The sequence below is a fragment of the Halocatena marina genome (assembly GCF_023276375.1).
GTDB classification, from domain to species: Archaea; Halobacteriota; Halobacteria; order Halobacteriales; family Haloarculaceae; genus Halocatena; species Halocatena marina.
The window spans coordinates 2,882,838-2,906,516 of record NZ_JALLPK010000001.1 but is presented as its reverse complement, the minus strand read 5'-3'; the positions used below and the strand labels follow the sequence as shown (position 1 = coordinate 2,906,516).

Here is a 23,679-nt window from a genome sequence, read left to right as displayed (position 1 = left end):
TATTTGTTAATGATGTATGTGATTATGTAGATTGTGGTGCTCGCTATCTTGTAGCGTGGTATATTTGGACAGATCGGTTAGTCGTCATCCGACGAGATTGGATCTGATTTCTCTTCGCTGAAGCCCTCTGAGGCCTCCATTCTGGCCTTCGCTTCGGGATCGAACTCGGCCTCGATGTCTTGATATCGGCTGACGAACGAGAGTTCGTGGTGACTCTCGGTTTCGTGGTCGAGATAGCGACCTTCGAGGTCGAACTGAGCTTCTTCGTCGCTCTCTGCGAGCTTCGAAAAGTCCTCGTAGACAGAATGTGCGCCCGAATGAAGTCCAAAGAGAGTGATAAAGATGTACTTGTATCCAAGATCACCCAGCTCTTCGAAGGTGAGCGGGTCTTCCTCTTGGGACCACGCGAAGCTCGATGAGTAATTGAACGCGAGCTTCTGATCCGGGTGCGTCTCATGGATCGTTTCGGCGTAGTTGACGGCGTCCTCGCGCGAGGGGTCGGGCATTTCTGGCCACACGAGATCAACGCCAGCGTCGGAGTAGAGTCGGCCACGAGCGAGGTGTTCGTCCCAGTCGCCGTTGGCCGAGCCGTAGGCGTCCGTGCGGGCGATAATGACCGTATCGTCGGACTGCTTTGCGTCCACTGCAGCGGAGAAACGGGCTTCAGCTTTCTCTCGGGAGACAATCTGCTTTCCGGCGATGTGACCACAGCGCTTTGGCGTGGTCTGGTCTTCGATGTGAACTGCAGCGACGCCCGCCTTCTCGTACTCGCGAACGGCCCGACGGACGTTGTGAATACCACCGTAGCCAGTGTCACAGTCCGCGATAACGGGAAGGTTCGTCGCTTCCACGATCCGCTTTGCGTTCTCGACCATCTCGGTCATCGTGACCATTTCGAGATCCGGAAATCCGAACTGTCCGAGCACGGTCGAGTAGCCGCTCATGTACGCTGCGTCGAGCCCGGCCATCTCTGCCAAACGGGCATCGAGTGCGTGATACAGTCCTGGTGCGAACACGAAATTCTGCGAATCGAGTAACTCGCGGAACTCACGACCTGCGGTGTTGTCAATCTCTCGAATGCTTGCTTCCCTGTTGTTCACGAGCTTTTCGACCTGATCGTCGCCGGTAGATTCGGTCATGGTTGTGCTGTGATCCGATGTATCCCGTCGGATCGAGCGGGTCCTTAGACAGCGGTGTCCGCCGCTGCTAATGCGCATTAGACGATGCCGCAGCCGTAGTAAAAACTGTTATGATTTATAATGATAATACTCTTTAATGGCTTTTCAGGCACTAAATGCAGTCAATGGGTTAAAGGGAAAGTGAGTATCTAGCAAGGGCTCAGGCGGTTGATGTCGGAGGATTAGAGCATTCAGCAATCGAACGGCTACGCGGCGTATTAGTCGGTTTCTGGGTGTACTCAGTGAGTATGGATTTGGTTTGGCTTCACCAAAACCAGCGAGTAGCTAGAGCATACGATTGATCATTGGGATCTCTGTTTCTGGGTCTGTCGGGTAGTTCTTCTTTAGAAGTGAGTAGGTTCACAGAAATTGAAACGTAAGGCACTCAATCCTCGTTATATCATTTTTAATATTCTTCAGAGTGGGTGAATCGGATCTACTCAATCAGAATTTGTCACAATCTTGCTCTCGAAGTGCGGACTGTCGCGGATACCTCGTTTTACAGACGTTCGAATACGGGTTTGAGAACTAATCGTCGTCTTTCGTCTTCGATTACGATTGCAGATGGTGGCGCGCTGCTTTTTCCAACTTCTCTGCGGCTTCCACTGCCTTCGTTCCTTCTTCTACGAACTGCGGATTCTGTCCAACTCCTGTGAGACAGCTTTCGACGCTTCGGCATTTCTGTGCGGTTTCGTATATCATCGTTACAAATTCGGGTGGCACCTCGTTCGCAGTCACGTTTGACGCATTTCTATCGAGCTTGTCCGCCAACAATCCCATTTCTCCCTTCACCTCGTCTATCGAATAGGCTTCTCCACGGGATTCTGGTTCGACGTACTTACTCTCCCAAACCCATTGGACCTCCTTTGCGACGATGACGATTTTTCTCTGCCAATCTGGACCGTCAGCACTAGTTGTCTCTTCGCGTGATCGCTTGTATCCGTACAACAGAACGTATCTAACGAAGACAACAACGAACACGAGAACAGCCATCACTGTCACGCCTGAAAGAAGTGGATGTCCACGCAGGAAATGTAGGACGCTGTCGAGAATCGCCATAATCAGAGGTTGTCAAGCTCTTTTTGTAGATTCTTTACTTCTTTCTCGAAGCTGTTGAGTGGCTCTTGTATTTTGTTCAGCTCAGATTTGGACAGGGTGATATTGATCCGGCTATCACATTCTCTGCAAATCGCGGCTCCTTCGGGTGTCCCGTTCGCAGTCGTCCACACGCGAACATCGAATGCCCTGCCCTCGCATCTATCGGCTGGACACTCGATATCATCCCTTCGAATGCGATTCTCTGTGTGGTCTCGCAGAACATCGGCAATATCTAACATGGTCGCTGTAATTGCTGCATTTCTAAATAAGTTGGCACGAGTGCGGTGGCGAACGTCTTGCTGGTGGTTTCATCGACCGTCTTTTCCAGCTGATTTGGTAGAAATAGAACGTACTCCTCGATGGTTTGGACATTAAGAACCTACGCAGGGCTCATCTTTCAAAGAACAACAGTGATCGACGTTAATAAGCTAAGCCTAGGCCGGGATGTGCACCACATGTTCATAATCCCAACGCTATATGACTTAAAGGTATGTCTTCGAGGGAACCCAAGCGGGAAGTCGAAGTAATTCGGGAGCAACTCGAAACGGATGAACGCGGCGGATCCGATTCCGACCGTGAGGCGCTGCTTGAATTCTCCGACCGACTCAGTTTGCTGCGAGAAACGTACTCCTGGCACCGTCATGTGAAACTGCTCCGTCATTGTGTTCGAATGTCTGAGCTCTGTCCTGTCTCGATCGCTGAGGCCCTTGATGACCGAGACGCTGCAGAAGAGATCGTCCGTTGGATCCACAGCGAGTACGACCTCGATGAGACGCCAGAAACGAACCACAGTTACCGCGTTGCCATCCGCATCTTCGGCAAACGACTGGCGGACGATGATGAGATCCCGGACTCGCTGAGCTGGATCTCTACGACCCTGCCATCGAGCTATGATCCCATGCCCGATCCGTCGAAGATGTTGGCGTGGGATGATGAAGTCCAGGCGATGCTTGAGGAGTGTCACAATCCCCGCGATCGAGCCGCTATCGCTCTCCAGTTCGATGCTGGCTTGCGTGGTGGTGAGCTCGAAGGTCTGAAGATTGGGGACGTCTCCGATACTGACACCGGCCTTATCGTTAGTGTCGATGGTAAGACCGGACAGCGATCGATCGACCTCATCCCTTCTGTTCCGTTCGTAAAGCGGTGGTTGGTCGAACACCCACGCCGCACTGACCACACTGCACCGTTGTGGTGCAAACTTTCCGATGGCTCTGAGATGAGCTATCGAAGCTATCTCAAGATGTTCAAGGAGCCTGCGAAACGCGCCGGAATTACCAAACCAGTCACGCCGACCGCATTCAGGAAGTCGAACGCCTGCTGGCTGGCCCGACAGGGTGCCAGCCAGACGCTTATCGAAGACCGTCAAGGGCGCGCGCGTGGCAGCGATCACACCGCACGCTACATCTCTAGATTCGGGCGTGAATCTGCGAACCGACAATACCGCAAACTCCACGGAATAGAAGTCGAGGAGACCGAAGAGGAGGATATTGCGCCCCATGATTGCCCCCGCTGCGAGAAGCCGACGCCCAAACACGAACCACTGTGTGTGTGGTGTGGCCAAGCCCTCGATCCCGAGGCTGCGAAACGGTCCAGAGACCTCAATAAATTCCTCCGCGATGCCTTGGCGCGAACCGACGATCCCGATAAGATCCAAGCGATTCTCGAGGTTGGGGATCTCGCCGACGACCGCGCAGACTTCCGCACACAGCTCGTCGAGCAGCTTAGTTCCTGACTTACTCATCGTCATCCTCCCTATCTGGTAGTTCGTCGATCAATTCGAGCGGAAATTCTCCGAGCAGTTCCGCAATCTCACCATCGTCGTGTTCGGCCAGCGTTTCGAAGGCCTCGCGATGCTTGAGAAGTGATGAGCGGAGATCGGTCTCGATGTGAATCAACAGACTCATCGGTCGTCCTCCAGCCAAACATGACCGAACTCCTCACCGCCCTGCTCCTGCACCGACAGGATGTGTCCGCCCTCGTAACTGTTTTGTCCGTGATTTGGATCGTCACGTCGGTCTATTCCGGTTGAGAAAAACCTTATGAGGGTGGTCAGAGTCATGGCCATCGCACCTCTGCAGGAACGGCTTCCGTCCCATCTTGTGCCCGTCGAAGCATCCGAGGAGCACAGTCCTCGCAGACACTGCCCCTAGCGATCTGCGCGCCATCTAGAGGACGTGAGAATCGGACGATGAGTGCCTCGCGGCATTCCTCGCCACAGCCGACACACAGGGTGGTCGCTCGGTTGTAGTCGGTGCTGCTATCTGTCTGAGTGGTATAGGTCATAGTGGCCTCTATTTCCGAGGTCAGCCGTGCGGACGTGCCCTGCTCCAACATGACGCGCCTGCGCGGCACTTTTTCGTTAACTATAATCTGTAGTTATCGTAAAACGAATCTCTGTCGAATCAGAGAGGTCACGTATAATGCTCCAACCATGCATCCAAGGCCATTTATGTTGTAGTAGGGTTAGATCTCGTTCATTCATACGTTGCATGTCTATAGCTATATCTGAACGATAATAGGTTTATTGGGGGGGAAGAGCGGTTCTAGCCGCTGATTTCGACAAATTTGTCGAAGTCGTCATCCGTGCCAATAGAATGTAATAAGTCTATTGGATTTAAAGTGAACATAAAAATATAATCAATTTACACTTACTGCTACAAAACATATATTCTCTATATAGAAAAATAATTTATGCCTACTACGGAGGCAGACGCGGACGAGGTACTCCGATTACTACACAAATACGGCGATGTGATTACCCAACTACTTTCAGATGAATTAACCGTCCATGAACTAGCTCTCCTTCTCGATCCATCTCAACGAACAATTAGACGAGTGCTCGAGACATTCGACGAGCAAGGACTCGTCGTTCAGGAGAAAAACGCCTACCGATTGACACAATATGGTCGGCAGGTCGCATGGTTGCAGTGTCAGCATAATCGCCGGATATCGGAGGTTATAGATGCTTCAGAGGTGCTCGCCAATCTTCCGGGAGACGCTGCGATTGGATGTGAGATGATGCGGGGGGTTGAGGCAAAGACGTACCCGAGTTCGATGCGGGACGTCGCATTCGATCCAGTCGAGGACTCGATGGAGAGTGCTGATCGCATTCGCGGGATCTCGCCAGAAGTGAGGGATCGATATGTCCAGCTATTCACTCGGCATATATTCAATTATGAAACTGAAGTCGAACTCATTCTAGAGATGGAGATGATCCAGGGTCTGAACAATTTCTATTCAACTGAGTTGCGTGAAGCGATTTCCGCGCATAACTGCTCGATTTGGCCCGCTGAGACGGTCCCAGCGTATGGCTTGATTATCGTCGACGAGGCTGAGGTCTGGATCGGAGTGTATCGAAATGGAGGTGAACTAATGGGAACGCTCTACAATGACTCCAGTCAAGCGGTCGCGTGGGCTATCGATCTCTTCGATAGCTATCGCGAGCAGGCGGATAGAGTCCTTAACCCGTAATTATCGAATGTAAAATATAATGCTTGTGCTCCGACCGCTCGATTAGTCTCCTCTGATGGGAGTTGGTGGTTCGCCCAGTCGCTTCAAGAGGCGATCGCGATCACTGTCTTCACGATCGAGTTCGAGCGTGATTGCCGTCGTACCGGTGTGGATGTACAGGAAGAGTCTGCCACCAGAGCCTTCGAACAGGTTAAACTTCGTCGCTGATCCCGGGTTGTCTGCGCTCATCGGTCACTCTCTCTGTTTTGGTCCGCCACTTGGTTGTACCGCCATGCGGCGCTTTCGTCGGTGACACAGTCCTCACAGATGTCCGCCTTTGCGACGTATTTGCCATCCCATCGCCGGACATACAGCGAGTAGTCGCTCTGGAGTTTATACTCCGAGCACACGATGCAGTCTGCTCGGTTTGGAGAATCATGGTCGTCGCTCTGTTCGTCAGTGTTACGTCGCTGGGTCGCATTTGCTGTCATGCTGTTTCACCACTGAAACAGCCAGCGTCGGGTGTTGCAACCACCCGGCGCGATTCCTTACTGAATCACGCCCGAGGACGCCGTCTGTCTCTACCACGTACTACGTAGTACTTGGTAATAAGTCTTCTCCATGTACTTCAAGGGAACAGGGTTAAGACGGGGGCGTACCAACGGAAAATATGGAGCGTGATCGAAACGACAAGGGTCAGTTCACCGGCTCGGTGACCGACGAACAGGTCCTTGATGCCGTTCGAACGGTCGCACCGGAGCCAGCGACCGCCACCGAGGTGGGCGAGGAGCTTGGCGTGACACGGAAGGCCGCGTGGGAACACCTGACGGCTTTGCACGAGGACGGACGGGTCGAACGTAAGAAAGTCGGTGGGCGGTCGGTCGTGTGGTGGCTTGACGACGATCGTACGACTGCTGGCATTAATCCCGACGATGCGTTCTGGAGCGCTACCCCTGGCAGTTCGGAGACACCGACAGACGCCGCAAAGGCCGACGAATATCTCGCTGACGCACTTTCGAATGAGTAGGACAGACGCACGGGCCACCTCCGACGCTGCCGTCGAAACTCACGCCGATCCGCTGTTCATCGACACAGGCGCCTTCTTCGCTTATTACAATGACCGCGACAAACACCACGAGCGCACGCGCACGGTGTTTCAGGCCATTCAGTCCGGCGAGCTCGCGTACGAACCGCTGTACACGACCCGATTCGTCCTCGCGGAGCTGACGACACTATTACTCTACAAGGTCGACCATCAGACCGCCTCACAAGCACTCGGAGAGATCCTCACCGCCGACAGTATCAACGTGATTCGAGTCGATGCCTCGACATTTACGGAGGCACGCACTGCGTTCGACCAGTATGACGATCAGACGATCACGCTCGTCAATCACCTCACCGCGGTGCTCGCTGGGGAGTATGACACGGAATACGTCTTCGCGTTTGATAGTGACTTCTCGACGCTTGGCTTGACGCGCGTCCCCGTCGATACCAGCCTGCTCGAGCCCTAACTAGGAAGTGCCGGTGACAATATCTCTCTCATGAGAGCGATCTCTTTCAAAGTACTGTCGAGTGACGCAGCTCATGGAAGCAGAGCGTCTCTCCGTCAAGAGTGTCTATGAGGGTAAAAGAGCAGTCATACAGGCTCGGCGCGGTCAGCTGCCTCGATGATGGCATCGGTATAGAACTCCCGTTCGTACTCCGAAAGTCCCCGACTGTTGATCAGACCTGCAACACCTCGTGCGAGGGTTGCAACTCGATAGAGCGGTTCTATGCGCTCGAACCGGTCAGTAATTGAGCGCCTTGAACAGTATCCGTCATAGAAATCATCTCGAACCGTCCACTTCCCACCAGGGTCATGCATCCAAAATGCCGTTGCACTGACTGTGAGATCCCATAAAGCGTGGCCGACATACGACCGGTCGAAATCAAGCACGCCAACAACATTTTCGCCACGGAAGAGGACATTGTCCGGTGAAAAATCGCCATGACAGAGTACCGGCGTGAACGTCGCAGGAATCACCGAAAGTATACCGTCGAGTCTCTGTGCAATGGCATCCCTCGCGGGAGTGAGCCCAGCATCTAGGAGGATGGTTATCTTCGCGCGCATCTGCCGTTCGATTCGGTCGCACCAGTCTCCTTCGCAGAACGGTTCGACAACCGAATCGAGTCCGTCGAAGCTGAGGGTTCCGGGCTGGTCGAAGTCGAGACTGTTGTGAATCTGTGCGAGTCTTTGCCCCGCGTTGTGGACTCTCTGTGGTGAAATATCCAGCTTGCCGGTCGTCCCTGTAAGTCGTTCGACAACGGTGTATCGACGACCATCGAGTTCGTGAACCGTCTCGGTTACTGGCGTCGGAACTGGCACGCCGCTGTCGGCCAGAAGCCGATAACAACTCAGTCCACGTGCGAGCGAGTCGTCGTGCTCGTCGCGGTCACCAAGAAACTGAACAATGTATCCTGTGTCGTCGTAGGTGAGCGTGTATGTCTCGTGGAGTCCCTCAGGGGGGCGTCCGATCTCTACCGAGGGTCCTCCTAGTTCTTGTTGGGCAATGTGCTCAATCGTTCTGTCCATATATACAAGGCTTGGCTATGAAGCACATAAATGCTATTTGAGTCAACACAGTTTTGTCGTGAGCGCCTACGTCAGGGCTTCTGAAGCTGCGTCAGCAAGCTCTACGCTGACAGAAAAGCACGCATCAAACCATCTTCCGAGCTTGTGGACACTCGCACCTCCCATTGCCGTGCCCCGCCTTTCAATCGACGAAACAGAGGTCCACAGGCGGGGCTTCCCAGGAGAGGGATTCGACATCGATGCAGTCCATTTCACGAAGAGAGATTGCAATTCGCTTCCACAGTGACTGAAGTGCCTGAACCCGCCGATGAACATCATCAGGGGTCCGTTCCCGGATGCACGTTGCGTCCCAGACGAGAGTCCGTGTCTCCTTGTCGGTCTGGGCCAACGTCTCGAGTCCCGTGATCACCCACTTGTCATACGGGACGAACTCGTGTTCTCGAAGGTACAAGAGTGTAAGCGCTGCGTCGGTTGCCTGGGTTGCAGCTCGGTGAGCCGCGTGGAACGATCCTCTGAGGCAGGCCTTTTGGACCTTCCACTGTGCATCAAAGAGCATGGTGTCGGCATACTGCTCTATCAACTTGGCCAGCTCCCCATCGCTGAACGGCACTTCGTGACAGAGCCGGGCGGTCACCCGTCCCGTCGGATCAACCAGCACCTCGGCGTTGTCGTACTCCCATCGCGTTTCGAGATCCCAGTCCGATCCTCGGAGGTCCTCGTAACGGACGACGTCCACATCGAAATGGTGGGCCTTCCAGTCGAAGGAGTACCGCCTCACCGATTCCCGCCACTGGACGGCTGTCGCTTCGTCGGGGATCAGCTCTTTCCCAATATCGGCGAGATTGGCGTCGGTGCCGTCGTTGTCTACGACGACCATGAGATCAATATCTGAGTATTCGTCGGCGAACTCAGTGGCGAGGCTGCCCGTGAGACAGACCCCAACGATATCTGGGAGTGTCGCTGGGTCGATCGTATCAAGATAGCGGTCGAGATGTCGGCGGAGTGTGGGCGCTGGATCACTCATGCTGGCCACCTGACTAGAGACAACCGGGTAACATAGAGGTTCGACGGAATGAATCGTTGGAGAACAATCGAGCTGCGACCCCCACAGTGCATACCTACCACCAGTGCATTACCATCGAGGTTTGAAACAGTCTCTGAGATTGTGTTCCCTCAGAATCATCGGCTTCGTTCGATAGACATATCAACACTATATTGAATCACGACCAAAGCCACCGAGAGAAAGTATATCAATAGTCCATTAGTACCGAAGACCACTGTGTCATCAGACGAGGAGTCCCCAATTTCCCAAGCCGTGTACGATCAACTCGCGACGAGCTACGATGATATCACCACCAGTGCTGTCCGAGAACAGTACGAGTGGCCGGCTGTTCAATCGTTGCTTCCATCCCTTGACGGCATCCACGTGCTTGATGCAGCCTGTGGGAACGGTTTCTACACCGAGCGGATTGTCGAGTGTGGAGCGACCGCAGTCGGTGTTGATGCCAGCCCCGAAATGCTCAGCCACGCACAGGAGCGATTCGCCGATGATGATCGGGTGGAGGTGAATCAAGCCGATCTCACTGATGGGCTTCCGTGTCTCGAGGACGACGCGTTTGATCTCGTGCTCTGTCAGCTCGCACTCGAACACATCGAAGCGTGGGAGGCCGTATTCGCTGGCTTCAATCGCATTCTCATGCCCGGTGGGCAGGTCGTGGTGTCGACCAGTCATCCTGTACGGGACTACATAGAAGCGGAATATCCTGTCCGGGAGCAGATCCTTGCCGAGGAGGCCTCCTATCCAGAAATCGAACAGGTGGACCGGGACTGGGGCGACGAAGACAGCGAATGTGTCGTCCCGTTCTATCGACGACCGCTTGCGGGGATGTTCGATCCAGCGCTCAATAACGGGTTTGTCGTCGAGCAAGTTGTCGAACCGGTAGTGACTGACGCTTTCAGCGAGGCCACTCCCAAGTTTGCGACCGTACTCCGTGACGGCCCGCCACTGTTTATCTGTGTTCGATATTTAAAACCAAGATAACCAGAGCTAGTCAGCCTTCTGTTTGGTTGGTGATTTCGTTGGCTCTGTTGCTCCCTTCCGGACCACATCTAATATGAAACGATGGGTATCGGTGACCGACTGATAGTAGTACGGTAGCCATCTCAGAGTTGTTTTTCCATGATGATTTCGTCATACCTGCGATATTCCAGCGGATACAGCCCTGTCTTCTCGTATCCGCGCCGACGATACACCTCGGGAAGATACGGATGGTCTTGCGGTGTCGTCAGCCAGATAGTAGCATATCCCGACGCTCGCATCGCGTTCTCGGCATACTCTATTAATCGACTCCCGACGCCTTTGCCTTTCCACTGATCGTGGACGCCCAGACGACTGAGCTTCACTCGCTCTGACGCGGTCTCTTCGAGACGAACACCTCCAATAACGTCACCGTCGACAGTGGCGACGTACACCCGGTATTCGTCGATCCACTCTGCGACAGTACGTTCGTTGACGGACTCCATCTTCGCAGAGAACCCACGGTCACGATTCTCGCGATACGCGCTCTGATAGACCGTCACGAGGTCGCTAGCATCGGCTGCGACAGCCTCCCGAATTTCACCCGTTGGCATACGTGTCGATGTGTTTGTGGGAGAGTAGCTCCAGTGAACCGCTAGTCCACGTATCTCGCTGGAACTGAGAGGCCAAACTGTTCGGCTGTCTCAGCCACGATTCCCTTCGCGGTATAGATATCAGGCTTGTAGTACAGTTCGTGAGTAACGTCGCGTTCGTTTCGGAGATGAGTTCTGACTCGGTTGACATCGTGGCGCTCGAAATAGTTGGGTGTGTAGACCGTGAGGAGATAGTCATCGTACATCGAGAGTTCCTCATACCCGAACGCAGTCATGGCTTTCACTGCCCAGATGAGACCTGCCTCTGCATCTGCAACGAGTGTGGGCCACAACTCTTCGATCCGTTCTGCTGACCCAGTGACCTGCCACTTGCCGATGGTTTCCTGCTGGTCAAGCGCTTCGAGGTCGATAGTCCGTATCGCCTCATTGTCCGCTGATGGGACGTCAGCAACCGTGACGTCCTCGGGGCGTGTCACGTTGTAGTCCGAAAAGTAGTGGTCGCCCCCGATGTTCGGAGAATCACTCACATCTCGATTACGGAGCTAATACTGCTCTGAGGTATTGATTTCGAGCGGCGACTGCATGGGAAGTACCGTGCTCACGTACGAGGAGGGTAGGAGTCAATACTCGCCAGATGGAGTGAAAGTGAAACCGTGAACGTCTGACAAGAATATCAACAACGGAATGTTTTTGGAAATTGCTGACTACACGCTCTATATCCAGCAACCGGTCGTTCTTAGAAGCACAGAATTTCGCGACTCCTCGTTCAAGACAGCGAGAGTTCGTCCGGTGTCGTGGGCGCACACTTTGAGTACGAACTCACGGAACTGCTTCCACTAGATGCATGACCGCACTGAACTTCTGTTTGATAGCACCGTTAATCGTCTCGTTGTTTAGTTACCTCTCTTAGTCACATTCAACTTGTGAGGACGATATCCTATTGACAGATATGGCGGCACTTTCCGACACCAGTAGCTCTTTTCAACGTTGTGAATAACCAGCGTGCATGGGAAGGGTAGAATATATTACCTTTGCTTGTACTGATGCAGCTCGACTGGCTGAGTTCTGGTCGGCAGCCCTTGGTGGTGAACGAAGGGACCTCTCTGCCTCGCTTGATTCGGAAATCGTCGACCGACCAGGAGAGGGACCAGATCTATTATTTAAAGAACAACCGAAAGGAACGGAACGAGACCTCCCGATCCATCTGGATTTATCAACCAAGAACCATGAGATGACTGTCGAGCAACTCTCGCCGCGCGAGGGCAGTCAGGTAGTCCACAGCATCCACCAGAAACTCGGCGTCGGAGACATCGTGTTTCTCACCGAGTCGATGTAGGAACGCCGCTGCGGGATCGATCCCGCGACGACTCCGCCGTCGTCGGGTCGCTCTGAGTGTCTGACAGCGTATGTGTTCAATTCCAGACCGCTCCCTTCGATGAGACGGTCATTTATTCAGTGTAATCGGGGCACTCGACGTACCCAATCGAATCCTGCTCGCTGAGGTTCTGGAATGCCTGAAGCCGAAATGCACAGGCGTCACAAGTTCCACACGCAGGTCCCTCCTTTCGATAACAACTCCAAGTAAGCTCGTATGGGACATCTAGTCCGAGTCCGCATTCGACGATATCTGTCTTCGACCACTCGACAAATGGCGCCTCGATACTGAGTTGTGTTTCGTCTTTCGTGCCAGCGTTCACAACCTGCTGGAATGCGTCGAAGAACTGCGGCCTGCAATCCGGATATCCTGAGAAATCCTCAGAATGAGCACCTATGAACACTGCGTCACAGTCATTAGCCTCGGCATACGAAACGGCCATCGAAAGCAGATTCGCATTCCGGAAGGGAACATACGAGTTCGGTATTTCGTCACTCTCAAGATCGGCTTCAGCCACATCCAGCTTTTCGTCGGTCAGGCTGGATGCACCGATCTTCGAGAGGTGATCCGTCGTGAGGTATAAAAAATCGGCAGCGTCGTAGTGTTTAGCCTGTGCTTTTGCACACTCGTATTCCTTTGATTCTGTCCGTTGACCGTAGGAAGTGTGGAGCATATATAGTTCGTAGCCTTCATCTTGTGCAACTGCCGCAGCGGTTGCACTGTCCATTCCCCCAGAGGCAAGGATAACTGCGCGCTTTTCGTTCATCGTTCTCCCTCTCCACGGACAACAGCAGTCTGGAACTGCTCGCGTTCTTCTTCTGTCGGTTCACCGATAGTCGCTCTGGTTGTGGTCATACTTTTAGTCTCGATGCCACGCATGGCTTCACAGAGATGAGTTGCGTTCAACTCCACAAGGACCATTGCAGCATCAAGTTCCTCCGCTAACCCCGACGCGATATCTGTTGTCAGTTGTTCCTGCATCGTGAGTCGGCGTGATTGCCAGCGAACGTACCGCGTGAGTTTTGAGAGTCCAACAACCTGACCGTTCGGCCGATACGCGAGGTGAATCGTACCGAAAAACGGCAGTAAATGATGCTCACAGAGTGAATACACTGGAATCCCCGTCTTGACTACGATGTCATCCGATGTGGCATCGAACGTCCGCATGGTCGGCTTCGATGAGATACAGTCACCTTCAGTTAGCGTCGCGAATGTTTCGGGCACTCGGCGTTGCCACGTCTCGGTTAGTCCAGTGCTATCGGCATCTTGTCCGACTACTCCTTGAAGCAGTCGGACACCACGTTGTGCTTTCTCCCAGTCGATACGTTCTTCGGCGTCATTGTTTCTATCCGTTAATCGGGAGTGATTACTCGTCATATTACGTGCCAGGAGCGTCGTTCCAGAGGTCAACATGGAGTCGAGGAGTATATTGATACCCGTACTGCATCGCGAGTTCGGCAACCTCGTTGCGTCGTTCATCTAGTTCCTCCTGAGTGGCTCCTTCCGGCATCAACAGCACATCAGAATTTGAGACAGTTGTCGTCGCCGCGTCCCGCACCCGGTTGACAATCCGCTCAATTTCCTGTAGATCCGCAGGTCCCGTTACAACAAATTTGAGTTGTGACTCGTAGGCGTCGACCAATGCTGACAGCACGTGTATATCCACGCGCTGTTTTTCATGCCGTTCAGCCCACTCACCCTCGCCCTTTGGATCTTTCTCGTGGGTCGGAGTACTGGACGATAGTTTTGGACTGATACTCGCTAGGTCGATTGGTGCGTCATGATAGATCGTGCCGTTCGTTTCGACCGTTGTGTGATATCCTAATTCGTTCAATCGCTCTAGCAGTGAGACCGATTCATCGTGTATGAGTGGCTCTCCACCGGTGAGAACGACGTGTTTGGCTTTCTCGTACGTCCGAATTTCCTCGATGATATCGTCAAGAACCATTCGTGCGTGTGTCGGCTCCCATGAGGTGTGATACGAATCGCAGAACCAACACCGAAGGTTACAACCGCTGGTGCGAACGAAGATGCTCGGTACGCCAGCGAGCTTGCCTTCTCCCTGCAGCGAATAGAACAACTCGTTGATTGGTAGTGTCTTTCCTTCAGCAATCTCTTCAGAGTCGGTACTAGTGGTGTTAACTGGCATCTCAGTATGTTGCTCCAGCGCAGAGTTCAGACGTTTCGCGTACCTGAACCGAGACCTCGGAGACAGTATCAGGTAGCTCATCTAAAAGCCGCTTCTCCAGAAGTACACTCATCACTTCTGCAGTCGGGGGATGTTCGAGGACCACGATACTATCACCATCACCACTTTGTTCGAAAGCGTTGATGAGAGGGTCACCTTCTTCAAGAAGGAATCGATGGTCCCACCTAGATATGATCGAAGTAATATCTCCTTTATCAACGATCCAGCCCTTGTCGGTAAGTATACCCGTGACTTTTACCGAAATCTCGTAATTGTGACCGTGTGGACGGCTACACTTCCCATCGTGATGGAGGATTCGATGACCCGAACTAATACGGATTGGTCGATCTGCCCCTACCTCAAGAGTCCGTTCCCTAGCGTTTTGGAGAGAATCTGTGGAGCGCCGTTTCAAAGACATACTATTGGAGTCTCCAGGTATTCACTAAGTATTATCGATAGAGTACCATCGCCATCAAGAGCATTTCGAGTGGAATGAGAAAGGGACATTCATATGCCGGAACCAAGTAACCATAAGATGGTGAATATGATCTGTGAGGTTCTACGTTCCTGAATGGGATGATGCAGTTGATGCTCACTACGACTTCAAGCACGACGAACTCTCTAGTCTCAACCGTCAGGAGCGTGAGTTGGATTACATTTGGGATATCTTTGAACGGGACACGACACCTATCGACGGCGTTCTCATCTCTCGTGAACAAGTAGAGGAATCGAAGAGAAAGTCCAATCGACTCGCTCAACACGGTGTCTACGACGATCCGGTCCTTTCTATTCCCGATTGGCTCCCAACGATTAGCGACTGTGGAGCGTGGGGCTACAAATCGCTCCCATTTCCTCCATATGGAAATGCGGAGATGCTCGAGTTCTATGAGACTCTTGAGGTTACAATTGGTGTTACCATCGATCACCTCGTATTGGGATCTGGTAAGGACAAGGGGCGGTTGTATCTCGATGAGCGTGCATTCGGTGAAGAATTCAAAAAGAGTGACATCCCAGATCATATTTCGGATGCCGTAGATCTGATGATTGACGAATGGCCCGATGAATGGCCAGATTATATCGATAAATACGAACCAACGATCCGAAATGGAACGGTGGAAGAGATCGAACAATTTGCTGCTGAGGACTTTCAAGGCGATCTCGACACTATACTTACAGAGTTCGCACGTGATTCGCGGGCAGTCTATCGTGAGAACGACAAGGAGTTCCGATACAAGCTAACACTGCAGAACGCCCAAGAGATGTATGATCTGTACGAGAGTGGCGACTACCCATTCCGATTGATGGTCGCCATTCAAGGGTGGACTCCTGAGTCGTACATCGAGGCAACCGAAGACGTTCTCAATATCGGGTATGATTACCTTGGTATCGGTGGAGTTGCTGGCAGTCCTATTCACGAGGTTCGGAAGATCGTCAAAGGTGTCGGAAAGACAGTCAAGGCATTTGAGCGAGAGTACGAAACTCGTATCGACTCACACGTCTTTGGCTTCGCAAAGACTGATGGATTTGAGACCGTCGGCCGGTCTGGCATGGCCAGTTTCGACAGTGCGAGTATGTTACGCTCTGCGTGGACTGGCGGTAAGAACTACCGGCTCGATAAGAACGACCGATACGATGCTATTCGGGTTCGGTATCCCTCGTATCGTGATGGCCTTGACATGGGCATAGAGAAGTCATTGCGCGGTAGGGAGGTATTAGTAGCACTACGGGCCTACGCCGCTGAGGGTTCGATTGTCGATGCTCTTGAGGATTGGCACCAGCAGACCGAACCGGTTCTGCCCGCGACACTAGAGTATCTCCGTGAACATCGTCACAACGATCAGTTCGATGCTTCGCGCCTACGAGAAATTGAGTCGATCTTCAGAGACCATTTCGAATATGGGCAGGAACTGCAGGCGAATTTCAGCGATAACCTACGGAACAAACTCATCAAACTGCTTCGTAAAGACGACCCCGAAGATCCAGTCGACGTAAGCGAATATGAGGATCTCCTTGAGACTGCCGAGCGAGTGTTCGAATCATTCCCTCGGATGACAGAAATTCTCCGTGAAGAGGCTGCATCAACCTCTTATGAAGAGATCTGGACCGTCGTTCGTGACTACGCAGAATGGATTGGCGATGATGATCTATTAGAGGAATATCAGGAAACCCTCAAGAGTCGACCGTGGGAGAAATGTGACTGCCCCGTTTGCACTGAAAACGGTGTCGAAGTTTGTATATTCCGAGGTAATGATCGAAATCGACGTCGTGGATTCCACAACACGCGTCGTTTCTACGATGAATTTGCTCGAGAGCTCCCGAAAACGCTGATCGTAACGCCAGCTACAGCGTCTGGGAACAACTATAGCTCCGTCGAGGAGTATCTGAGTAAGAAACATTCTGATTTTTGGCGCCATGTCCATGACTTACCTGTAGCAGAGATTGGTATGCTCAATGCCGGTGGAGTACTCGAATGGTGGAAAGCAACGCCTTCAACAATCTCTCTTGGGCCGGAAGAGATGGCAGCGAATCTCAAAAAACAAGTTGGACGGTATCAACGTCTCTATGTCCATACACCAAACGGAGTTCTTGAAGATACCGTAAGCACAGCAGTCGAAGATACAGATTGTGAACTACGTTGTTTTGAACGTGCCAAAGATCTACGGGAAACTGTTCTCCACGACTTCGGTGAGGATTACTCAGCGGGATCAGATTTCCTTCCGTGCCCTCCACAGATAGATGTTGACGACGATCTTGATATTCTCGTTATTGACCAATGTTCCGGAGTGAAGGAAGCACCGGAGAGTGCTCCCGTATTCGACATAAATGAGTTAGACGGAGTCAGCAGAAAGGAGCTTCTGAATCAAAAGAACGTGCCTGAAATCGCCGCTCGTGATCTCTACACGGGTCGGCAACAGAAATATATCAAGCAAGCAGTGCGACGGCTTTCCTCGGAGGGATATAATGTAACTAGATATTTCATTAGTGCTGGTTTCGGTCTTGTGTCCGAAAACGAGGCACTCCCACCTTACGAAGTTACATTCAACTCAATGAGGGTCAATGAGATTCGAGAGCGATCTGCGCGCCTGAATATAAAGGAAGACGTCGAGAAGGTGTTGTCTGAATATGATTATGATCTTGTCTTTTTCGCACTGGGAAGTGACTACTACACCAGTATCGACATTGATCAGATGGTGCAAAAGATCCCTCCTAACAGGATAGGTGTCGTGTTTAATCGCGAGATTGTCGATGAACAGTTCGACAATATTGTGTCAGTACCTGCCCGAACGGAGGACGCCAAAGAACACAGCACAATTGTCATTGGTTTGAAAGGTAGATACCTACAGAATTTTGCACGATATCTCAACAATACCGGTGATCTGACTCCTAAAAAAATAGAACAGCTTTGCCGTCATGTCGAAGAAGAGCCGACACAAGTAGCATTTGAGAAATATTAAATTTAGTTATAATATAGAATATGTTATTTAAGTGATGTCCCGGAACTTTTAAATTACATATTTATAGAATGTCCAATATCTCAATCATATATATGATAGGACATTCAATCCGATTGTGAGTTATGTTGTACAGACGACGAGAACTTGATTTACCCCACGGAGAGTTACAGACACCTGTTCTCTTTCCAGTTCGGAACATCGGCAAGCGATCGAGTGATAATACACCATCATATGTTACCACTATACCAGATTTTTCAGCAGCGATGATCAACGCTCGATCGATCCGGAATCGAAAACCGATGTGGAATCGACTAATGAACGGCGTCAGCCTGCGAGAAGAGCTAGATGTACCAGAAAATACTATAGTGTTTGCAGATAGTGGTGGATTCGATTTCGTCAGCGAAGAACTGGACACCACTCCGGCAGATACGCTAGAGACTCAGCACCAACTGAAAGCCGATATCTACGGGACAGTCGACATACCGATCACTCGTGAAAACCGCACAACAGTAAACCAACGACGGATCAATCAGAATATCCAATTTGCGTTGGAGGCGAGTGATCATCATGACTGCGATGCCCATCTTCTAGCGAGTGTTCACGGGTATGATCCAGAAACTATCCGTAACAATATTCGGTACCTAGAGAAACACGGCACATTCGATGGGTATGCGCTCGGCAGTCTAGTCCCGATTCGAACAGACTATAAAAAAGTCACAAAATTAGTTATCGCAGCTCGACAGGCCACAGACAAACACTTACACGTATATGGTTTAGGTGGGCTCGTATATCAACCGCTGTTACTGTATCTCGGTGTAGATAGCTTCGACTCATCGGCATTCATCAGAAGTGCTGGGAACAGGAACTACCTCATACCAGGCTTCGGTGGTGAAGAGTTACAGAATATTGAAGACATGGATATGCTCCCTTGTCCTTGCCCGGTATGTGGTCAGCGGAAACTAGATGATATCAGAGAAGATCGCAACGCTCTCACACAACATAACCTCTGGGCACTCGCCACTGAACTTCGTCGGTTTCGCTATATCGTAGAATCCGGTCGTGATGTCGAGCACTATCTTGATCTCCGCTTTCAGGGGAACGAGGTGACTCAACGAGCATACAAAATCGCGAAGCAACAAGTTCGAGGACTTGCATGAGCGACGAACGTGCCACCGTCCGTCCGGTTACTCTTAGTCGACTTGTCGAACTTACGCATATCTGTGAAAGTGGAAAGAAATCAACAGAAGAGATCGAAAAGGCACTCGACGTGACATACCGTCGCGCTCGTGAGGCTATCCTGGAGGCAAATCGAATCGGTTTGTTACAGGAGGATGAGGAGGGTGATGATCTGCTCTATTCCACAACCAGCATCGGTGGATCCTTCTTGGAGGCGATACGGGATGAAGACTGGGCTCACGTGAGTACCATCCTTACGACTAGAAGCCCCCACTACAGTGCCTTTCTGGACGTGCTAGCAGAGGTAGAACCAGCCGACTTAGAGTCAATACTGGAACGGCTTGAAGAGAACTCGCAGTACACACCCTATTCGTATAATCAGACCAGTATCGAAGTTCTTGGCGACTGGGCTGAGCGATTAGGTCACGTTCAGCGCAACGCCTTCACCGGGAATTACTATCTATCGCTACAAGCCGATGTTCCGAGCAACTTCGCCTACGTACTGCTCAGTGTATACGACGACTTGGAGCAAACTGCGGGAGTTAGTCTACGGCAGCGGTACCTGTCAATCCCCCGTCTCCGTGAAGAAGTATGTGAGCGAACGCGATGTCCACGTAGTGGGTTCGATCATGCATTGGTGGCGCTCTGCCAACAGAATGTCGGGAAACTCGAATTATCAGGGGCTCCGATAGATACAGCGGCTAAGGATGCCACGCTCGGAATCAAGCGAATCGAACTTGCTGACGACGGGGAATTGGTCTCGACATTCCAGTCGAGTCAGCAAGTGATGGCCGGTGTAGAATCGTTTAGTAAACAATTCTATTATCTCGCGGTTCACGACCGCGGTATCACCTTCGATCAGGAGGATACCTAATGTCCGATGGATTCACTATCACCGATGAGCAGCGCGACTACTCACAGTACAACCTCGAAGCAAATCCGTTCCCCTACAGCCCTGTACCAGCTGAGAACCCGGAAATCTTCTGCGGTCAACAGCACGTTACCACATCGATCAGCTCGACTGTCTCATCGGTCCTTTCAACAGGAAAGTCCAAACATCTCGTGATCACTGGGAAATATGGCAATGGAAAGTCCCATACTCTCAAATATACCCGATCACTACTGCGGGACCGCGAAGACGTGGTCGTTGGTTACGTCGCCCAACCGGGGGAGGGATTCCTCGATATCTATCACGAATTCGTATATGATATCGGGTTCAACCGCCTTCAAAACGTGGCATACGAGTACCTCGCATCGATTACACGCGAGGTCACTGATGTCAATCCGACAGGTCCAGAAGCGATGCGGTCGCTCATTGATGAGGGGGATGTCCTACTCTCCGAAATTGTACCAGAAGCGATTCGGCAGTTGAGCAATATCACGAAGTTTGCTGATTTCGCGCGTGCGATCATCCATATGGTGTACGAGGATACCAATCTCTACGCCTGGCAGTGGCTCACCGCAGAGGGGATCAGATACGAACAGCGCAAAGAGATGGAGATCCATAGCGCACTTGATGACGACACGATGGGTGTGCGAGCATTCACCGCGCTCAAGAACACGTTGCTCGCTCTCGGCTACACCGGAGTATTCGTTTTTGTCGATGAATTTGAGAGTATTGCACGCCTTTCGCCAAAGAACGAACAGGGTACGCTCAACAGCATTCGCCATCTAATGGACCAAAATAGTTCAGGCCTGTGTATGCTATTCGGCTGCGCACCAGAGGTTTGGCAGGACGTAATGAGCGAGTACCATGCATTTAGCGAGCGTATCGGCCGAGAAGTAGCGCTTCGTCCGTTAACCAGCGAGCACCTCTATGAGCTGGTAAATGAGTATCTAGATCGCGAGCGGACAGGCAATACTAGTGACGATACGGTGCAACCGTTTACTGAAGGGAGTCTCGATCACATACTACAGCGTTCACAGGGGAACATTAGACAAGTGCTCTCCATCTGTAGCAGGATACTGGACTCAGCAGTGGACGAAAAACAATCCCATATCACAGCCGATTTCACCAGAGAACTATTGATTTTGTAGATTATACCCAGAAGACCTTCACCAACTAAAATTTTTATGCTAAAAGGTGGAGGTGTTTTTCGATGAAACCCACGTGAGGGATGACTCGTTCGTCACGAGTTGCTGCATCCTCGATCTACTGCGATTTGATTCATATATTGTAACATTTAAATTTCTGTTATAAACATGGCATAGTGGTGATCAGCCGTTCATCGTGGTCAATGACCGTACGGTGATTTGCGCGACGTGAGCTCGCTTTTCTCAACAAGCCTTTATTCAACCGTCGTATTGACATGCGAGTAGCATTGGATGTTAGAGATCGTGATTTCAGTTCGGTATTGGGTTCGCTGCCGGTTGTGAGTCCTCGCATACCACTATTCGAAGCTTCTCAAACGAGATGAATAACTGACACTAATACTCAGCGAGACGAGTACGTTTTCGCAGTCAACGGTCTATGACGATCTTCGAACCTTACGTCAGATCTCACTCGATGTGGTTCAAGATTTAGATATAAATCATCATAATCATTTACCTCAATCTTTTGGATTAGCGGATCTATTCAACAACATATAATATTAAACAAGATTTGAATAATTCACTTAAGGCGAAATTTTGATTGCAGACCTGATACTGATAGTATACATGGATCGAGCTTGGGTCACCACTGCAAGTACGAATGTTGAATCAGTGGTCAACCCGTTACTAGCTGCATGTGAAGAAGGATATATTCCAGACCGAGTCTATATGTTGAATACACCAAAGGTAACTGATACAATGGCTGTTGTTGAGACACTTGTCACCGAAATCTTAACATCATATGGTCATAGCGACCCAGATATCCAAATCTCGCCACTGAACTCCGAGGATGATTTCGACGCGATTTACGCGCACGTGAAGGGAGGAATTGAAGATACAAAAGCAGCTGACGCGGCGGTCGCTGTTGATGTGACTCCCGGACGGAAATTCATGACTGCAATTGCGTTCGCGGCAGGTCTGCGGTACGATGCTGACCATGTTTATTATCTTTATCTCAACCTGCGTCGGCGGGGTCACTTGTTCTTCGAACTTCCACGAACCAGCACTACTCTCTATGATTTTAAGGAGATGATTTGATGAAGATTAAGCGTCGACAACTCTCGGTACTCCTGAATGCACTTCACAATGAAGGTCTAAATAGGATTTTCATCACACATCCAAGTGACCACTTTGGACCATTGGTTGAATTTTCACTGACTGATCCGACTGAAAGTGAAATCTATTTTAAAACTAGAAATGATGAATACAGTACTTATCGAGGTGATGTTGACAGGGAACACGGATCTCCCGCCGTGGATGATCTTCCAAGCGTCCATGCGTATCGAAATTGCTTCGTTGCTGCGGGTGTTTTAGGACTCGTAAATCGTGAGGAGGTGAATACATTTCTGGATCGTCACGGGACGCCTGATCTGAATGCTGGACACAGACCTGTGTTTGCCGGGTTTGATACAAACTTGCTTCCGTGGCGGATTGCTGACGTACTCAGTATCCGTCAACGAGGATATTGGGGTTACAAACCGACAGTAAACGGGTTCGCTCTTGCTACGGGCGTCCGTGATGAATTAGATTGGGACTACAAACACAGCAATACCCGTCCGCTGGAAAAGGCATTCGGATCTGCGTTCAGTCGAGTGTTCAACCAACCTTCCGGCGCGAATCGACAAGGGCGTCTTGGTATGATACATTATCGTCAAATTCGTGATCACCAATATGCCGATGAGTTAGTGACTGAGAAAGGAGATGAGGCAATTGTCACTGGCTACGAAGAATACCAACAATCTGAGCGTAAGGATGTGATCCTCTTCAGTAATGACCGCAATTTTATTGAACGAGCTCAGTCATGTCGAATATTAGCACAACATATCGAGTTTCCTCACACACTCCCACGAAAAACAACAGCCTCCTGGGATGAACTTGCGGACATGATTTATATGCTCGCAATCCTCTTTGGCGTCATCAAACTACCAAAAGTATCTGTTTATGGAATTTGGGCTGGGAAGGAGGGCCAAGATTGGCGAAATGAACGACTCAAACTTGAATGTCGGAGTCCAAACGTCGAACCCTATCTCGAACGGTCCTTATCTATCATTAGCCAATATGTCGAACTCAAAGAAGAAATGAATAAATAGAAATTGAATAAATTCATTCGTGGAATTACAGACGTATTGAAAAATGGGAGCTCCGGACGAAATAACGGTCGGCATACTGTGACGCCTCGACGAATGCGCTCGGAGCAATCCCAAAATAGCGGTGACATTGAATCTTAAAAAAAGCCTCTTGATTTCTTCATAGAGGACTAAATCATACTCACCTTCCGGGACTTCCCGTTCGAATGTGAGGTCTGCGAGGTGCTCACGAAATTCTATAGTGCTTTGACTATCAGCCCATTCGTTTGTACGGATCTCTTCTTTGATGACTGTAGGAAGCGCCTTCTCAAGAAAGTCATTCAACTTATGTATTATATTATTATATTCTAACATATGAATAGGGACTCGCCAATAGAT

The 23,679-nt window shown here is 51.0% G+C and carries 26 protein-coding genes and 2 pseudogenes; 12 read left to right on the top strand and 16 right to left on the bottom strand.

Annotation, left to right across the window (positions count from 1 at the left end):
• Window positions 1–77 precede the first annotated feature (77 nt).
• Both aceA and MW898_RS13575 read right to left on the bottom strand, forming a co-directional pair.
• Window positions 78–1,139: an isocitrate lyase gene (gene aceA / locus MW898_RS13580; RefSeq protein WP_248908192.1), complete on the bottom strand. Its 1,062-nt coding sequence runs from the start codon at window positions 1,137–1,139 to the stop codon at window positions 78–80.
• A gap of 591 nt (window positions 1,140–1,730) precedes the next feature.
• Window positions 1,731–2,237, bottom strand: coding sequence for a hypothetical protein (locus MW898_RS13575; protein ID WP_248908191.1), 507 nt, complete (start codon window positions 2,235–2,237; stop codon window positions 1,731–1,733).
• Between the two features lie 529 nt (window positions 2,238–2,766).
• Between MW898_RS13575 and MW898_RS13570 the strand changes: the two genes are divergently transcribed.
• Entirely contained in the window at window positions 2,767–4,008 is a 1,242-nt protein-coding gene (locus tag MW898_RS13570) for a tyrosine-type recombinase/integrase (RefSeq protein ID WP_248908190.1), read from the top strand.
• A 1-nt stretch (window position 4,009) separates the two neighbouring features.
• Here the strand turns inward: MW898_RS13570 and MW898_RS13565 are convergent, their stop codons facing one another.
• The 3 genes from MW898_RS13565 to MW898_RS13555 are packed head-to-tail and all read right to left on the bottom strand — an operon-like array spanning window position 4,010 to window position 4,559.
• Window positions 4,010–4,180: a hypothetical protein gene (locus tag MW898_RS13565; RefSeq protein ID WP_248908189.1), complete on the bottom strand. Its 171-nt coding sequence runs from the start codon at window positions 4,178–4,180 to the stop codon at window positions 4,010–4,012.
• Window positions 4,177–4,335, bottom strand: a complete 159-nt coding sequence (locus tag MW898_RS13560; RefSeq protein WP_248908188.1) for a hypothetical protein — start codon at window positions 4,333–4,335, stop codon at window positions 4,177–4,179. The genes MW898_RS13565 and MW898_RS13560 overlap by 4 nt, the downstream gene beginning before the upstream one ends.
• Window positions 4,332–4,559 (bottom strand): hypothetical protein, encoded by a 228-nt coding sequence (locus MW898_RS13555; RefSeq protein ID WP_248908187.1) that lies wholly within the window; start codon window positions 4,557–4,559, stop codon window positions 4,332–4,334. Before MW898_RS13555 ends, MW898_RS13560 begins: the two co-directional genes overlap by 4 nt.
• A 408-nt stretch (window positions 4,560–4,967) precedes the next feature.
• Here MW898_RS13555 and MW898_RS13550 point away from each other — a divergent pair, with 408 nt between their 5' ends.
• The gene (locus tag MW898_RS13550; protein WP_248908186.1) at window positions 4,968–5,747 is read left to right on the top strand and encodes a helix-turn-helix transcriptional regulator; all 780 of its coding nucleotides are present in this window, start codon (window positions 4,968–4,970) and stop codon (window positions 5,745–5,747) included.
• 42 nt (window positions 5,748–5,789) lie between these two features.
• Here the strand turns inward: MW898_RS13550 and MW898_RS13545 are convergent, their stop codons facing one another.
• Together MW898_RS13545 and MW898_RS13540 are read right to left on the bottom strand one after the other, a co-directional pair.
• Window positions 5,790–5,975, bottom strand: coding sequence for a hypothetical protein (locus MW898_RS13545; RefSeq protein ID WP_248908185.1), 186 nt, complete (start codon window positions 5,973–5,975; stop codon window positions 5,790–5,792).
• A complete protein-coding gene (locus MW898_RS13540; protein ID WP_248908184.1) occupies window positions 5,972–6,217 on the bottom strand; it encodes a hypothetical protein in 246 nt (81 codons plus the stop codon). Before MW898_RS13540 ends, MW898_RS13545 begins: the two co-directional genes overlap by 4 nt.
• 179 nt (window positions 6,218–6,396) lie before the next feature.
• Here MW898_RS13540 and MW898_RS13535 point away from each other — a divergent pair, with 179 nt between their 5' ends.
• Window positions 6,397–6,753 carry a helix-turn-helix domain-containing protein gene (locus tag MW898_RS13535; RefSeq protein WP_248908183.1) on the top strand — a complete coding sequence of 119 codons (357 nt, stop codon included), beginning with the start codon at window positions 6,397–6,399 and terminating at the stop codon, window positions 6,751–6,753.
• Window positions 6,746–7,237 carry a type II toxin-antitoxin system VapC family toxin gene (locus MW898_RS13530; RefSeq protein WP_248908182.1) on the top strand — a complete coding sequence of 164 codons (492 nt, stop codon included), beginning with the start codon at window positions 6,746–6,748 and terminating at the stop codon, window positions 7,235–7,237. Before MW898_RS13535 ends, MW898_RS13530 begins: the two co-directional genes overlap by 8 nt.
• 125 nt (window positions 7,238–7,362) lie before the next feature.
• On the opposite strand, the gene MW898_RS13525 is transcribed toward MW898_RS13530, so the two are convergent.
• Both MW898_RS13525 and MW898_RS13520 read right to left on the bottom strand, forming a co-directional pair.
• Window positions 7,363–8,298 carry a phosphotransferase enzyme family protein gene (locus tag MW898_RS13525; RefSeq protein ID WP_248908181.1) on the bottom strand — a complete coding sequence of 312 codons (936 nt, stop codon included), beginning with the start codon at window positions 8,296–8,298 and terminating at the stop codon, window positions 7,363–7,365.
• Window positions 8,299–8,479: 181 nt separating this feature from the next.
• Window positions 8,480–9,322 (bottom strand): nucleotidyltransferase domain-containing protein, encoded by an 843-nt coding sequence (locus MW898_RS13520; protein ID WP_248908180.1) that lies wholly within the window; start codon window positions 9,320–9,322, stop codon window positions 8,480–8,482.
• Between the two features lie 255 nt (window positions 9,323–9,577).
• Here MW898_RS13520 and MW898_RS13515 point away from each other — a divergent pair, with 255 nt between their 5' ends.
• The gene (locus MW898_RS13515) at window positions 9,578–10,339 is read left to right on the top strand and encodes a class I SAM-dependent methyltransferase (protein ID WP_248908179.1); all 762 of its coding nucleotides are present in this window, start codon (window positions 9,578–9,580) and stop codon (window positions 10,337–10,339) included.
• A 122-nt stretch (window positions 10,340–10,461) separates the two neighbouring features.
• On the opposite strand, the gene MW898_RS13510 is transcribed toward MW898_RS13515, so the two are convergent.
• Both MW898_RS13510 and MW898_RS13505 read right to left on the bottom strand, forming a co-directional pair.
• A complete protein-coding gene (locus MW898_RS13510; RefSeq protein WP_248908178.1) occupies window positions 10,462–10,929 on the bottom strand; it encodes a GNAT family N-acetyltransferase in 468 nt (155 codons plus the stop codon).
• 41 nt (window positions 10,930–10,970) lie between these two features.
• The gene (locus MW898_RS13505; protein WP_248908177.1) at window positions 10,971–11,456 is read right to left on the bottom strand and encodes a putative phosphothreonine lyase domain-containing protein; all 486 of its coding nucleotides are present in this window, start codon (window positions 11,454–11,456) and stop codon (window positions 10,971–10,973) included.
• 479 nt (window positions 11,457–11,935) lie between these two features.
• Here MW898_RS13505 and MW898_RS13500 point away from each other — a divergent pair.
• Window positions 11,936–12,118: pseudogene (locus MW898_RS13500) on the top strand (VOC family protein); the annotation flags it as partial.
• 63 nt (window positions 12,119–12,181) lie between these two features.
• On the opposite strand, the pseudogene MW898_RS13495 reads toward MW898_RS13500, so the two are convergent.
• The 5 genes and pseudogenes from MW898_RS13495 to MW898_RS13475 all read right to left on the bottom strand — a co-directional run.
• Window positions 12,182–12,295 (bottom strand): annotated as a pseudogene (locus tag MW898_RS13495) (IS6 family transposase); the annotation flags it as partial.
• A gap of 82 nt (window positions 12,296–12,377) precedes the next feature.
• The gene (gene queC, locus MW898_RS13490) at window positions 12,378–13,070 is read right to left on the bottom strand and encodes a 7-cyano-7-deazaguanine synthase QueC (protein ID WP_248908176.1); all 693 of its coding nucleotides are present in this window, start codon (window positions 13,068–13,070) and stop codon (window positions 12,378–12,380) included.
• Complete coding sequence (folE, locus tag MW898_RS13485; protein ID WP_248908175.1) at window positions 13,067–13,681, bottom strand: GTP cyclohydrolase I; 615 nt, start codon at window positions 13,679–13,681, stop codon at window positions 13,067–13,069. Before folE ends, queC begins: the two co-directional genes overlap by 4 nt.
• Window position 13,682: 1 nt before the next feature.
• Window positions 13,683–14,453, bottom strand: a complete 771-nt coding sequence (locus MW898_RS13480) for a 7-carboxy-7-deazaguanine synthase QueE (RefSeq protein WP_248908174.1) — start codon at window positions 14,451–14,453, stop codon at window positions 13,683–13,685.
• A 1-nt stretch (window position 14,454) separates the two neighbouring features.
• Window positions 14,455–14,910 carry a 6-pyruvoyl trahydropterin synthase family protein gene (locus MW898_RS13475; protein ID WP_248908173.1) on the bottom strand — a complete coding sequence of 152 codons (456 nt, stop codon included), beginning with the start codon at window positions 14,908–14,910 and terminating at the stop codon, window positions 14,455–14,457.
• A 133-nt stretch (window positions 14,911–15,043) separates the two neighbouring features.
• On the opposite strand from MW898_RS13475, the gene MW898_RS13470 reads away from it, so the two are divergent.
• The 6 genes from MW898_RS13470 to MW898_RS13445 all read left to right on the top strand — a co-directional run bounded on the left by MW898_RS13470 (window position 15,044) and on the right by MW898_RS13445 (window position 23,304).
• Entirely contained in the window at window positions 15,044–17,947 is a 2,904-nt protein-coding gene (locus MW898_RS13470; RefSeq protein ID WP_248908172.1) for a DUF6884 domain-containing protein, read from the top strand.
• A gap of 122 nt (window positions 17,948–18,069) precedes the next feature.
• The gene (locus MW898_RS13465) at window positions 18,070–19,104 is read left to right on the top strand and encodes a tRNA-guanine transglycosylase (protein ID WP_248908171.1); all 1,035 of its coding nucleotides are present in this window, start codon (window positions 18,070–18,072) and stop codon (window positions 19,102–19,104) included.
• Window positions 19,101–19,997, top strand: coding sequence for a hypothetical protein (locus tag MW898_RS13460; protein ID WP_248908170.1), 897 nt, complete (start codon window positions 19,101–19,103; stop codon window positions 19,995–19,997). The genes MW898_RS13465 and MW898_RS13460 overlap by 4 nt, the downstream gene beginning before the upstream one ends.
• On the top strand, window positions 19,997–21,160 hold the full coding sequence (locus tag MW898_RS13455; protein ID WP_248908169.1) for a BREX system ATP-binding domain-containing protein: 1,164 nt from the start codon (window positions 19,997–19,999) through the stop codon (window positions 21,158–21,160). Before MW898_RS13460 ends, MW898_RS13455 begins: the two co-directional genes overlap by 1 nt.
• A 753-nt stretch (window positions 21,161–21,913) precedes the next feature.
• Complete coding sequence (locus MW898_RS13450) at window positions 21,914–22,252, top strand: hypothetical protein (RefSeq protein WP_248908168.1); 339 nt, start codon at window positions 21,914–21,916, stop codon at window positions 22,250–22,252.
• A complete protein-coding gene (locus MW898_RS13445; protein WP_248908167.1) occupies window positions 22,252–23,304 on the top strand; it encodes a PIN domain-containing protein in 1,053 nt (350 codons plus the stop codon). The genes MW898_RS13450 and MW898_RS13445 overlap by 1 nt, the downstream gene beginning before the upstream one ends.
• Window positions 23,305–23,679 lie beyond the last annotated feature (375 nt).

Bases quoted from the DNA above. Each gene is read 5' to 3' on its own strand.
- aceA (WP_248908192.1), bottom strand. From the start codon at position 1,139: ATGACCGAATCTACCGGCGACGATCAGGTCGAAAAGCTCGTGAACAAC.
- MW898_RS13575 (WP_248908191.1), bottom strand. From the start codon at position 2,237: ATGGCGATTCTCGACAGCGTCCTACATTTCCTGCGTGGACATCCACTT.
- MW898_RS13570 (WP_248908190.1), top strand. From the start codon at position 2,767: ATGTCTTCGAGGGAACCCAAGCGGGAAGTCGAAGTAATTCGGGAGCAA.
- MW898_RS13565 (WP_248908189.1), bottom strand. From the start codon at position 4,180: ATGAGTCTGTTGATTCACATCGAGACCGATCTCCGCTCATCACTTCTC.
- MW898_RS13560 (WP_248908188.1), bottom strand. From the start codon at position 4,335: ATGACTCTGACCACCCTCATAAGGTTTTTCTCAACCGGAATAGACCGA.
- MW898_RS13555 (WP_248908187.1), bottom strand. From the start codon at position 4,559: ATGACCTATACCACTCAGACAGATAGCAGCACCGACTACAACCGAGCG.
- MW898_RS13550 (WP_248908186.1), top strand. From the start codon at position 4,968: ATGCCTACTACGGAGGCAGACGCGGACGAGGTACTCCGATTACTACAC.
- MW898_RS13545 (WP_248908185.1), bottom strand. From the start codon at position 5,975: ATGAGCGCAGACAACCCGGGATCAGCGACGAAGTTTAACCTGTTCGAA.
- MW898_RS13540 (WP_248908184.1), bottom strand. From the start codon at position 6,217: ATGACAGCAAATGCGACCCAGCGACGTAACACTGACGAACAGAGCGAC.
- MW898_RS13535 (WP_248908183.1), top strand. From the start codon at position 6,397: ATGGAGCGTGATCGAAACGACAAGGGTCAGTTCACCGGCTCGGTGACC.
- MW898_RS13530 (WP_248908182.1), top strand. From the start codon at position 6,746: ATGAGTAGGACAGACGCACGGGCCACCTCCGACGCTGCCGTCGAAACT.
- MW898_RS13525 (WP_248908181.1), bottom strand. From the start codon at position 8,298: ATGGACAGAACGATTGAGCACATTGCCCAACAAGAACTAGGAGGACCC.
- MW898_RS13520 (WP_248908180.1), bottom strand. From the start codon at position 9,322: ATGAGTGATCCAGCGCCCACACTCCGCCGACATCTCGACCGCTATCTT.
- MW898_RS13510 (WP_248908178.1), bottom strand. From the start codon at position 10,929: ATGCCAACGGGTGAAATTCGGGAGGCTGTCGCAGCCGATGCTAGCGAC.
- queC (WP_248908176.1), bottom strand. From the start codon at position 13,070: ATGAACGAAAAGCGCGCAGTTATCCTTGCCTCTGGGGGAATGGACAGT.
- folE (WP_248908175.1), bottom strand. From the start codon at position 13,681: ATGACGAGTAATCACTCCCGATTAACGGATAGAAACAATGACGCCGAA.
- MW898_RS13480 (WP_248908174.1), bottom strand. From the start codon at position 14,453: ATGCCAGTTAACACCACTAGTACCGACTCTGAAGAGATTGCTGAAGGA.
- MW898_RS13475 (WP_248908173.1), bottom strand. From the start codon at position 14,910: ATGTCTTTGAAACGGCGCTCCACAGATTCTCTCCAAAACGCTAGGGAA.
- MW898_RS13465 (WP_248908171.1), top strand. From the start codon at position 18,070: ATGTTGTACAGACGACGAGAACTTGATTTACCCCACGGAGAGTTACAG.
- MW898_RS13460 (WP_248908170.1), top strand. From the start codon at position 19,101: ATGAGCGACGAACGTGCCACCGTCCGTCCGGTTACTCTTAGTCGACTT.
- MW898_RS13455 (WP_248908169.1), top strand. From the start codon at position 19,997: ATGTCCGATGGATTCACTATCACCGATGAGCAGCGCGACTACTCACAG.
- MW898_RS13450 (WP_248908168.1), top strand. From the start codon at position 21,914: ATGGCTGTTGTTGAGACACTTGTCACCGAAATCTTAACATCATATGGT.
- MW898_RS13445 (WP_248908167.1), top strand. From the start codon at position 22,252: ATGAAGATTAAGCGTCGACAACTCTCGGTACTCCTGAATGCACTTCAC.